This is a genomic window from Xenorhabdus griffiniae, assembly GCF_015163655.1.
Lineage (GTDB): Bacteria > Pseudomonadota > Gammaproteobacteria > Enterobacterales > Enterobacteriaceae > Xenorhabdus > Xenorhabdus griffiniae.
Window position 1 is genome coordinate 1 of the sequence record NZ_JADEUF010000118.1, and the last position, 12,228, is coordinate 12,228.

A 12,228-nucleotide genomic window follows, 5' to 3' on the forward strand; every position below is an offset into this window, starting at 1 on the left:
GTTAGCCAGTTTGGTTTCAATACCGCTGATCTCTTTATCCAGACGAGCCAGTTCTGTATTGTCATCTCTAAATAGCGTTTCAAAATGATAGGAGTATTCCTTACCCCGCGCGCCGCGCGGGGTAAGGAACGCCAACATTTGATACTCTCAGTATTATGAAAAACTATTTATATCGTAGTAATCCAGGAAATAAGGCTATGCCCTTATACCAAACATATTAATAATAATCCCACAATTCGAGTAGTTACGTTAATACCAACCCACGGCAAAGTTAATCAATTACATTTAAATGGTTAAATAACAACCTAATGTCCATTTCCCTCTGAAACAATAGCTGAATTGAGTCAGCTTAATGTTTTCATGATCTAAATCACAATACAAATGCCTGTAGATGGTAAGCTGTATTCAACGCAGAATTTCAAGGAAAGAAACTATTCCCATATTAATCATTTTGTTAAGAAATTTTTTAAGGCAATTTAGCTATATTCACGATTAAACCTAAACGATTAATCTCATAATATTATTTAATAAATTAATAATCTCGCAGCTAATTGCCCTAAAAAATTTAACATCTGTCAGGAGTAATTTTTATGGCTGTCACTCACGTCGCAGAACTCAATGAATTAGTTGCTCGCGTAAAACAAGCCCAACATGAATTTGCCCATTTTTCTCAGGAACAAGTTGACCGAATTTTTCGGGCTGCGGCCCTTGCCGCTGCTGATGCCCGTATTCCACTGGCAAAATTAGCCGTATCTGAATCAGGTATGGGAATTGTGGAAGATAAAGTGATCAAAAACCACTTCGCTTCAGAGTATATTTATAACGCCTATAAAGATGATAAAACTTGCGGGATCTTATCTGAAGATAATACTTTCGGTACGATTACGATCGCTGAACCTATTGGCCTAATTTGCGCCATTATTCCAACAACAAACCCTACATCTACTGCTATTTTCAAGGCACTTATCAGCCTGAAGACTCGTAATGGTATTATTTTTTCCCCTCATCCACGTGCCAAGAAAGCGACCAACCGAGCAGCAGAAATTGTCTTAAAAGCCGCAGTTGAAGCAGGCGCACCAAAAGACATCATTGGCTGGATAGATGAACCTTCCGTTGAACTCTCAAATGCCTTAATGCACCACCCTGATATTAACCTGATTTTGGCAACAGGTGGTCCAGGTATGGTAAAAGCAGCCTATAGTTCAGGCAAACCCGCTATCGGTGTCGGTGCCGGCAATACCCCTGTTGTGATCGATGAATCAGCTGATATCAAACGTGCCGTTGCATCTATCCTGATGTCTAAAACGTTTGATAACGGTGTGATTTGTGCTTCAGAACAATCTGTTATCGTCGTTGATTCTGTTTACGAGCAAGTTCGTGAACGTTTTTCAACTCACGGTGGGTACCTTCTCCAGGGAAAAGAGCTAAAGGCCATTCAAGATGTTATCTTGAAAAACGGTAGCTTAAATGCAGCGATTGTTGGTCAACCAGCCATAAAAATTGCTGAATTGGCTGGTATTCATGTTCCTGAAAGTACCAAAATTCTTATTGGTGAAGTTACTCTGGTAGATGAAGCAGAGCCCTTTGCTCATGAAAAACTATCACCATTGCTCGCCATGTACCGTGGTAAAAACTTTGAAGATGCGGTCGGAAAAGCCGAGAAATTGGTTGAGATGGGAGGTATTGGACATACGTCATGCCTCTATACCGAACAAGATAATCAGGCAGAGCGTATTAAATACTTTGGCGACAAAATGAAGACCGCACGTATTTTGATCAACACGCCAGCATCTCAAGGTGGTATTGGAGACTTATACAACTTTAAGCTGTCCCCTTCTCTGACGCTGGGTTGTGGTTCTTGGGGAGGCAACTCGATTTCTGAAAATGTTGGGCCAAAACACCTGATCAATACAAAAACCGTCGCTAAAAGAGCCGAAAATATGTTGTGGCACAAACTTCCAAAATCAATCTATTTCCGACGTGGTTCTCTGCCCATTGCCTTGGAAGAGGTCGCTACCGATGGGGCTAAACGCGCTTTTATTGTGACAGACCGTTTCTTATTCAATAACGGTTATGCCGATCAGGTTATTAATGTCTTGAAATCTTATGGCGTTGAAACGGAAGTATTCTTTGAAGTCGAAGCAGATCCAACATTAAGCATCGTTCGCAAAGGTACTGAACAAATGCATCTGTTTAAACCGGACGTTATCATTGCTCTTGGCGGCGGTTCCCCGATGGATGCAGCTAAAATTATGTGGGTAATGTATGAGCATCCAGAAACACATTTTGAAGAACTGGCTCTGCGCTTTATGGATATCCGTAAACGTATCTATAAGTTCCCGAAAATGGGTGTAAAAGCTAAATTGGTCGCCATTACCACCACTTCAGGCACGGGTTCAGAAGTCACGCCTTTCGCGGTTGTTACCGATGACGTAACCGGCCAGAAATATCCTTTGGCAGACTATGCACTCACCCCCGATATGGCGATTGTTGACGCAAACCTGGTCATGGATATGCCAAAATCGCTATGTGCCTTTGGTGGCCTGGATGCAGTAACCCACGCATTGGAAGCCTACGTTTCTGTTTTAGCCAATGAATATTCTGATGGGCAAGCATTGCAAGCATTAAAGCTGCTAAAAGATTACCTGCCGGTTAGTTACCACGAAGGTGCAAAAAACCCCGTTGCCCGCGAACGTGTCCATAATGCTGCTACGATAGCAGGTATTGCCTTTGCTAATGCATTCTTGGGGGTATGTCATTCTATGGCCCATAAACTTGGTTCTGAGTTTCATATCCCACATGGCTTAGCTAATGCACTGTTAATTTGTAACGTAATCCGCTACAACGCCAATGACAATCCGACAAAACAGACTGCCTTCAGCCAATATGACCGCCCTCAAGCACGACGTCGCTATGCAGAAATTGCAGATCATTTGGGGCTAACCTCATCGGGCGATCGTACTGCCGCCAAGATTGAAAAACTATTGACTTGGCTGGAAGAAATGAAGTCTCAGCTAGACATTCCAGCTTCAATTCGTGAAATAGGTGTGCAAGAAACTGACTTCCTAGCAAAAATCGACAAGCTTGCCGAAGACGCATTTGATGACCAATGCACCGGTGCAAATCCGCGCTACCCATTAATTTCTGAGTTGAAACAACTGCTGCTAGATTCTTTTTATGGCCGTAAATTCACCGAAGAAGGCAAACCACAGGAGGCAGTAAAATCAAATAGAAAAAATAATAAGAAAGAATAATAAATGATAGGCTGATGGATGTAATTTAAAAGGCGTTAGGGCAACCCAACGCCTTTTTATTATTTTATTTTCCCGCCTTTTTAAATAGGTTTTCATAATACTGAAAGTATCAGATGTTGGCGTTCCTTACCCCCGCGCTTCGCGGGGAGAAATCACACGCATCTTGAAGTGAGATTGGTATATTATCGTTTGCGATTTATCGATTACAACTGGCGGCGTATTAAACCTTTTTGGCCATAGCTTCACGAATAACGTCAGTATAATGCCTACGACACACAGAGACGTATTTTTCGTTACCACCAATATCAACCTGAGCACCGTCGTAAACAACGTTGCCATCGCTGCCAAAACGAAGTACACGGCTGGCTTTTCTCCCACAATGACAAATGGTTTTCAACTCTACCAATTTATCTGACCACGCGAGGAGATATTCACTGCCGCTGAATAACTCACCTTGAAAATCTGTCCTTAAGCCATAGCAAAGAACGGGAATATCATCATAATCTACAATTTCACAAAGTTGCTCAACATGCTCTTTCGTTAGGAATTGGCATTCATCAATCAAAACACAATGGACTTTTTCTGCCCCATTTTCTTTTCTGATAAGCTCAGCAATATTTGTTTTTGGCGAAAACAGCAACGCTTCAGCGGATAATCCAATACGGGAACTGACCTTTCCTTTACCGAAACGAGTATCGATTTCTGCTGTAAAGATCAGCGTTCTCATTCCCCTTTCGTTATAGTTATAGGAAGACTGCAATAAGGAAGTTGATTTCCCTGCGTTCATGGCAGAATAATAGAAATAAAGCTGGGCCATTGGCCGGTTCGTCCTCTTGTCAAATTTAATCAGGCGATATAACAGCACCAGTTTACCACAAACTCTGGTTAAGATTATCCTTGTTATTGTCAAATGTGGAGCAGCAGAAACAAATTAGAATGAATAAGGAAAGATTATTTTCATGATAATCATCACATTTGCGCATATAAAATCAGCACCACAAGTACTTATTGCATGCCAAATGCACAAAATTAACATAAAAAGAAAATAGTTATTTTTACTCTCACCCTTTGAATATTAATAATCATATTGGTTTACTTTTGTTCAACTCACCCACCATGATCATAACTAATGGATTACCCATAAAAAACTTTCATCTCACACTTACTCTTCAACTTATTTCCAGCAAAACAGTTAATGTTTCTTACGGATTGACTATAAATTAGTTTTATACCCTAGATTTTATTCCTTACTGAACTTTACGTAATCCCCTTCATTCTTATTGAAAAATGGTAAACCCAATAGCAGGATTAAAACGCAATATATCGATTACTTCAAAAATTGCATTTTAAAATGACATGTTTTAGCCTGAGAAAGTAAATTCACTATTGCAGAAAATAAAATAGCATTCTATTATTATCTCTACATCAGCTATCATCATTATAATTTGAGACCAGGACAATGAGCGAAAATTTAAAATCCTTAAATAACATCCGTACCTTGCGCGCACAAGCAAGAGAATGTGAACTTAGTACTTTAGAAGAAATGCTGGAAAAACTTACGACTGTTGTTGAAGAACGTCGCGATGAAGAAAACCAGGTTCGTGTACAATTAGAAGAGCGTACACGTAAGCTTCAAGAATACCGTGAAATGCTGGAAAAAGACGGTATTGAATTAAGCGATTTAGTGGATGCATTAAGCGGTAAATCTACTGGTAAATCTAAACGTGCTGCTCGTCCAGCAAAATATTCATACGTTGATGGCGGTGAAACTAAAACCTGGACTGGCCAAGGCCGTACACCAGCTGTAATCAAAAAAGCAATTGAAGAAGAAGGCAAATCACTGGAAGATTTCCTGATCTAATCAGTTGCTTTGTCAACCTGACAACAAAAATACCCTATCAAGGGTATTTTTGTTTTATGCTTAATATAAACTAACCAGGTTAATTACGGGCTGATGTAGAAACACAGAGAGTTATATTAATAGCTAAATCGCTTTCATATTCTCGATGTGATAAAAAATAACTTAACACTAACTTAGTTTTTTATTAACATAAATTTATAAAAAAGGAGCTAAACGCTCCTTTTCCTATTTCTACTATAACAGTCTTTGATAAAAGTCTAAATACCAATCAGTAAAGCGTTTCACGCCTTCCTTTACCGGCGTGTTAGGTGAAAAGCCAATCTTGTCGTAAAGTGCACTTGAATCTGCACACGTTGACAATACATCGCCATCTTGAATTTCCATGAAGTTTTTCTTCGCCTCAACCCCTAATGAGGTTTCAATGGCTTCAATAAAATCACCCAGTTTTGTCGGTTGTCCATTACCAATATTGTAAACACGATACGGCGCAGAACTGGCAGATATTTGTCCATCTTCGACTGACCATTCTTTATTGGAAGTAGGAATGATATTTTGCAATCTGATGATAGATTCAACAATGTCATCAATATATGTAAAATCTCTTACCATATTGCCATGATTATAAACATCAATTGGCTTACCTTCTAACATAGCTTTCGTGAATTTAAATAAAGCCATGTCAGGACGCCCCCACGGTCCATATACAGTAAAAAATCTTAATCCTGTAGTGGGGAGCTGATAAAGATGTGAATAGCTGTGAGACATTAACTCATCAGCTTTTTTTGTTGCTGCATATAAAGAAACCGGATGATCGACTGAATCATCAGTAGAAAAAGGTTGCTTTTTATTTAAGCCATATACTGAACTGGAAGATGCATATAATAGATGCTCTACAGAATGATGGCGGCAACCTTCAAGTATATTGATATGACCGACGATATTGGCATCGATATATGCCATAGGGTTTTGTATTGAATAACGCACCCCCGGCTGAGCCCCTAAATGGATCACTCGCTGGAATTGATGTTTTGCGAACAATTCGGGTATTGCAACTCTATCCGCCAAGTCTAATTGTTCAAACCTGAAATTTGAATACGGGAGTAATAAATTTAATCTCGCCTGTTTCAAATTAACATCATAATAATCGTTGAGGTTATCAATACCAACAACCTCATGCCCCATATTCAATAACCGCTGACTAACATGAAAACCGATAAAACCAGCAGAGCCTGTAACTAAAAATTTCATAAATTAACTCAAATGACGGGTTTGATTGAGGCACCGCGGCCAATACCATAATAAGTAAAACCACGTGATTGCAGGCGTTCGGGATCATAAAGATTGCGCCCATCAAAAATCACCGGCATTTTTAATGAATCTTTAATCATATCAAAATCAGGTGCTCTGAAGTTTTGCCATTCCGTACAGATAATCAAAGCATCAGCACCTTTTAATGCTGCTTCTTTTGTACCCATTAAAGCGAGATCATCACGCTGCCCATAAATACGCTGAGCTTCCTGCATAGCTTCAGGATCATACGCCTGAACTTTAGCGCCACATTTCCACAATGTTTCCATCAAAACACGGCTCGATGCTTCACGCATGTCATCTGTATTAGGTTTAAATGACAGCCCCCAAATGGCGAATGTCCTGTCCGATAAATCATCACCAAAATGGTGTCTTACAAAAGCAGGCAATTTACTTTTCTGTTTTTCGTTAACCTGCTCCACTGCCTGAAGAATTTTGGGCGTGTATCCAATTTGTTCAGAAGTCCGGATCAGTGCTTGAACATCTTTAGGGAAACATGATCCCCCATATCCACACCCAGGGTAAATAAAGTGATATCCAATACGTGAATCGGAACCAATTCCCTGGCGCACATGTTCAATGTCAGCTCCCAGTATTTCAGCCAAGTTAGCAATTTCATTCATAAAACTGATTTTTGTCGCCAACATGCAGTTAGCTGCATATTTAGTCAATTCAGCGCTGCGAATATCCATGACTATCATACGATCATGATTACGATTAAATGGCTCGTACAGCTCGCGCATGACATCAACCACATCATCATTATCACAACCAATAATAATGCGTTCAGGCCGCATACAATCAGCAACAGCGGCGCCTTCTTTCAAAAACTCAGGATTGGAAACGACATCAAATGGAAGTTCCAAATTACGCTCTGCCAATGTTGCTTGCATCACTGCCCTGACTTTATCAGCCGTACCGACTGGCACCGTTGACTTGTCAACAACAACTTTGTAACCATCCATGTTTTCCGCAATAGTTCTGGCTACCGCAGTTACATACTTAAGATCAGCAGAGCCATCTTCATCAGGAGGTGTGCCTACTGCTATAAACTGTAATTTGCCATGAGCAATACCGGCTTTGGCATCCGTTGTAAAATTCAGCCGTCCTTCAGCATGATTTTTCCTTACCAAGGGCGTTAAGCCCGGCTCAAAAATAGGAATTTGACCATTTTTCAGGTTCTCGACTTTTTTTGCATCAACATCGACACAAAGAACATCATGCCCCACTTCAGCAAATACGGTTGCTTGCACTAAGCCTACGTAGCCAATACCAAATACAGTAACTTTCATATCACACCTTAAAGTACTAGTAGATTATTTTTCAAACTGATTTTGCAAGGCCATGATCCAATCCGTGAATGACTTGCCCAATTCTTTATGTTTCATGCCATATTCAACAAATGCCTGCATATAACCCAACTTATTACCACAATCATGACTACGGCCTTGTAAGTGATAAGCCTCAACGGGCTCTTTTTCCATCAGCATGGCAATGGCATCGGTCAGTTGTATTTCATCTCCTGCCCCTGGCGCAGTTTTAGCCAATAATGGCCAGATTTTTTCAGATAATACATAACGACCAACAATGGAAAGATTTGATGGCGCTTCCTCTGGTTTTGGCTTTTCAACAACACGGACGATAGGTTTGCTATCCCCAGGCTGTAAATTTTCCCCCAGACAATCAACAATGCCATAATCGGCAACACTTTCTACAGGGACAGGTTCAACGAGAATTTGGCTTACACCCGTGCTGTTGAAGCGTGATAACATTTCGCTCAAATTATATTTTGATAGGTCGGTACTGTACTCATCCAAAATAACATCAGGCAGAATAACAGCGAACGGCTCATTACCAATAAGTGGTTTAGCGCATAACACGGCATGTCCCAATCCTTTTGCAATCCCCTGACGAGTTTGCATGATTGTTACATGATTTGGACAGATGGATTGTACCTCGTCCAATAACTGGCGTTTAACTCTTTTCTCAAGAATCGCTTCTAGCTCAAAGCTGGTATCAAAATGGTTTTCTATCGAGTTTTTGGATGAATGTGTGACCAAAATGATCTCATTAATACCTGCTTTGATACATTCATTGACCACATACTGAATAAGTGGTTTATCTACCAAGGGGAGCATTTCTTTCGGGATGGCTTTGGTGGCTGGCAACATCCGGGTTCCCAAACCAGCAACAGGTATAACCGCTTTTTTGACCTTTTTATTTATTACTGACATTACATTGTCTCCTACTGCTATGTTTTCACTGAAAACTCCTTTACAGCTTAAACAATAGCATTAACTCTCAAAAAAAATCGTATGTGTGAAGAAAATTGCACTCGCAAAAAATAACGCGCACGAGTATACACCAGTTAATTCGGCCAGATATACAGTGCGCTAACTTTTAATCACATTTCAATGATTAGATGCCGGGTTGTGCATTTAATCCTATTCAACAAAGACTAATTTACCTTACAATTAACGATAATCTGCAACTACTTTAAATAACTGGAGTTACTTTGACAAAAATGTGTCCCTGTGGCAGTGGCTCATCTTTCGACCTTTGCTGTAGCCCCTATCTTGAAAACCGTCACCCTGCCCCAAATGCTGAATCCCTGATGCGTTCCAGATACAGTGCTTACGTTACACAAAATGCAGACTACCTTATCGCTACTTGGCACCCAGATTGCCAGGCTGAAAATTGGCGTACAGAAATAGAACAAAGTTTTGCCGGTGTGCAATGGCTGGGATTAAATGTCCTCGCAACTAATCAGGGGAAACATAATAACGAAGCTTATGTTGAATTTTCAGCTTGCTTTATTGAACAAGGAAAGCAAGATAAGCAATTGATTCATGAGCGCTCACGTTTTTTGCGCATTGATCAACGTTGGTTTTATATAGATGGTATTCGACCTGAAATAGGCCGAAATAGCTCTTGTCCATGTGGTTCAGGCAAAAAATATAAGAAATGCTGTGGTTAAATCCGCATCTAAATATCAAACATCACAACTCACACACAGTGAAGAATATTTGAGGTTTTCGTAATCCATGCAAAACGCAAACATACAGAAAAAAATCTTGCGTACGATTTGTCCTGATTCCAAAGGATTGATCGCAAAAATCACAAACATTTGTTACAAACATCAATTAAACATCGTTCAAAATAATGAGTTTGTTGATCATCGTACTGGCCGATTTTTTATGCGTACCGAGCTGGAGGGCATTTTTAATGACGAAACGCTTCTGGCCGATTTGGATGACGCTCTACCAGCGGGTTCAAACCGTGAATTAAATACAGCGGGCCGACGTCGTATCGTTATCATGGTGACAAAAGAAGCGCATTGCATTGGTGACATTTTAGTTAAAAGCGTCTATGGCGGACTGGATGTCGAAATTGCTGCTGTCATCGGTAATCATACTACCTTGCAAAAATTGGTTGAGCAGTTTGATATCCCATTCCATTACATCAGTCATGAGGGCCTAACCCGTGAACAACATGACGAAGCATTGATAGCCCAAATTGATCAATATAAGCCAGATTATGTTGTGCTTGCCAAGTATATGCGAGTCTTAACACCTGCATTTGTTCAGCGTTACCCAAATCAAATAATCAACATTCACCATTCATTCTTGCCCGCCTTTATCGGTGCTCGCCCTTATCATCAAGCTTATGAGCGTGGTGTGAAAATTATTGGTGCGACAGCTCATTATGTAAATGACAATTTGGATGAAGGGCCGATTATCACCCAAGATGTAATAAATGTGGATCATACTTATACCGCTGAGGAGATGATGCGTGCTGGACGTGATGTTGAAAAGAATGTATTGAGCCAAGCATTATACTGGGTATTTTCCCAGCGGGTTTTTGTCTATGGTAACCGTACCGTTATTCTTTAATCAACCATGTTATTTTTTTAATAAACAATAAGGTATTGTGCCTGTAGCTATTTGGGCACAATACAACCTGCAATACAGGAACTTTCTGTCGATAATATCACCCAGCAGGTTGCAACACGACCGCTCGGATCAAAAAGTAAGCGTACGATACTTTGTTTTCAATTATCTACTTTACAGCGGCGGTTTATCTGATATTATGCCGCTCGCTGCTAACGACAGCACACAATTCAAAATCTGGTGGGGTTCCCGAGCGGCCAAAGGGAGCAGACTGTAAATCTGCCGTCACAGACTTCGAAGGTTCGAATCCTTCCCCCACCACCATCAAGAACTCACATTTCATTACATAAAAATCAAAAAACATCCTTATCCTTACTAAACAGTAAATTATGGCTTACTAACTCGTAGAATGAATCGATTTGGGAAGTGTTAATACGTTCAGCGAACATTCAAACAGAATGGCTATGGGCAAGAGATGTGTAATACCTATTAAGCCAAAGGTGAGGAACGAAATAATACATCATCCTTCCTCACCACCATCAAAAATCTACTCTAAGCTCTTTTAATGCATTTAGGCAAACACCCATAGCGGAGCTGAGAAACCTGATAGTTCGCTCCGCTCATGCAGTCAGTTACTCCATGTCACTGACGGAGTCGATGAAACGATTTAACACGCTTGAATGAGATTTTGATTTGTAGACATAACACTGATTAATTGCATCAGGCCGTGATATAGGAATGAAACCCAGGCTTTCTCCCTCTTCCAATGCACCGGAATGGGAATCTGTAATAAAAATATAATCGGTTGACTGAATAAAATTGAGACAGCATTCTATATTATCCATCTGTCGAATATTAACTTTTTCTCCGTTTTTTATCATTTCCTCTTCCAAATTCTTTATCAAATTGCCTTTATAGAGCACTGGATCACATAACCACGTTCTCTTTCTCAGCAATTGAGTAAAGTCCCCATTGACGTCATCCAATAACTCTTTACGGCAGCAGATCCCCAAATTTGGGCCATCAATTTTCCTTACCAGGCTGAATCGATCACTAAGTATTTTTTCTGAACTTAAAATTATTGTATTGCCCTCATAGTCAACTATTTCATCAATGTTATCATAACTGAAGCGTAATATATTAACTTGAGCATTATTTCTGTCCGCAGCTTTATACAGCGAAATCAAATGCTTTTTCTTACCCCAATCATGGTATATATTTACAACATTACAAATACTCCCGCTAATGTGTTTCTTTGTAATTTCTTTTTCTTTCAAATAGAGCTCTTTTAAGTCATTATATAACTCCACTCCGTCTTTGGTCAGAATCATCCCAAACTTCTCCCTTTTGAATAAGCGCTTTCCTAACGTCGCTTCAAAGTCTTTAATTGATTTAGCGACTGGGGGAGTCGTACGGTTCATCACTCTTGCCGCCTTGCTTAAAGAACCCATTTCCACCACCGCCATGAATGCTTCTAATTTACGAGAAAAAAACATAATTCACCGTTCCTATGTAACTTGTGGCTAAAATAATTTCCTTGAAATGGCCTTCTCATCAGGTAACCGCTAAATCAAACTTGATATTATGAAGGTATAATTTTGTACAATAAAAATAAGTATTTTTCAAATGGCATTTATATAAAATGCCAGTCCCTGATGCAATAATGCGGTTTAGATGAACGTTATTATTCATCTATATCATGATGAATATTCCACCGTGATTGTAAACCATTAATAAATATAACCATGGCCTACAAGTTCAAATTTCTATCAGAGATTGATTAACTCTTCTACTTTTTCATTAATTAATTTTTGTAACACACAACATAAAATAAATTTCAAGAATAAAAACTCTTACAGGAAATTATAATATCAAACGTTGAATATAACATATAACAATTAGTAAATTACTATAT

9 protein-coding genes and 1 tRNA gene are annotated in these 12,228 nt (G+C 39.6%); 5 read left to right on the forward strand and 5 right to left on the reverse strand.

Annotation, left to right across the window (positions count from 1 at the left end; genetic code table 11):
• Positions 1–590 precede the first annotated feature (590 nt).
• Complete coding sequence (adhE, locus tag IQ211_RS15655) at positions 591–3,254, forward strand: bifunctional acetaldehyde-CoA/alcohol dehydrogenase (RefSeq protein ID WP_189758957.1); 2,664 nt, start codon at positions 591–593, stop codon at positions 3,252–3,254.
• Between the two features lie 220 nt (positions 3,255–3,474).
• Here adhE and IQ211_RS15660 read toward each other — a convergent pair whose 3' ends face one another.
• The gene (locus IQ211_RS15660) at positions 3,475–4,071 is read right to left on the reverse strand and encodes a thymidine kinase (protein ID WP_189758956.1); all 597 of its coding nucleotides are present in this window, start codon (positions 4,069–4,071) and stop codon (positions 3,475–3,477) included.
• Between the two features lie 642 nt (positions 4,072–4,713).
• Here IQ211_RS15660 and IQ211_RS15665 point away from each other — a divergent pair.
• Positions 4,714–5,115, forward strand: a complete 402-nt coding sequence (locus tag IQ211_RS15665) for an H-NS family histone-like protein (RefSeq protein ID WP_189758955.1) — start codon at positions 4,714–4,716, stop codon at positions 5,113–5,115.
• Between the two features lie 234 nt (positions 5,116–5,349).
• Here the strand turns inward: IQ211_RS15665 and IQ211_RS15670 are convergent, their stop codons facing one another.
• The 3 genes from IQ211_RS15670 to galU are packed head-to-tail and all read right to left on the reverse strand — an operon-like array spanning position 5,350 to position 8,657.
• A complete protein-coding gene (locus IQ211_RS15670; protein WP_189758954.1) occupies positions 5,350–6,363 on the reverse strand; it encodes an NAD-dependent epimerase in 1,014 nt (337 codons plus the stop codon).
• 8 nt (positions 6,364–6,371) lie between these two features.
• The gene (locus IQ211_RS15675; protein ID WP_189758953.1) at positions 6,372–7,715 is read right to left on the reverse strand and encodes a UDP-glucose dehydrogenase family protein; all 1,344 of its coding nucleotides are present in this window, start codon (positions 7,713–7,715) and stop codon (positions 6,372–6,374) included.
• Between the two features lie 24 nt (positions 7,716–7,739).
• Entirely contained in the window at positions 7,740–8,657 is a 918-nt protein-coding gene (gene galU, locus IQ211_RS15680; RefSeq protein WP_189758952.1) for a UTP--glucose-1-phosphate uridylyltransferase GalU, read from the reverse strand.
• 281 nt (positions 8,658–8,938) lie between these two features.
• Here galU and IQ211_RS15685 point away from each other — a divergent pair, with 281 nt between their 5' ends.
• From IQ211_RS15685 to IQ211_RS15695, 3 genes are all read left to right on the forward strand, one after another.
• Positions 8,939–9,400: a YchJ family protein gene (locus IQ211_RS15685; protein ID WP_223281634.1), complete on the forward strand. Its 462-nt coding sequence runs from the start codon at positions 8,939–8,941 to the stop codon at positions 9,398–9,400.
• A gap of 67 nt (positions 9,401–9,467) precedes the next feature.
• A complete protein-coding gene (purU, locus tag IQ211_RS15690) occupies positions 9,468–10,316 on the forward strand; it encodes a formyltetrahydrofolate deformylase (protein ID WP_189758951.1) in 849 nt (282 codons plus the stop codon).
• Positions 10,317–10,552: 236 nt separating this feature from the next.
• Positions 10,553–10,637, forward strand: a tRNA-Tyr gene (locus tag IQ211_RS15695).
• Positions 10,638–10,945: 308 nt separating this feature from the next.
• On the opposite strand, the gene IQ211_RS15700 is transcribed toward IQ211_RS15695, so the two are convergent.
• Positions 10,946–11,809 (reverse strand): helix-turn-helix domain-containing protein, encoded by an 864-nt coding sequence (locus IQ211_RS15700; RefSeq protein WP_189758950.1) that lies wholly within the window; start codon positions 11,807–11,809, stop codon positions 10,946–10,948.
• Positions 11,810–12,228 lie beyond the last annotated feature (419 nt).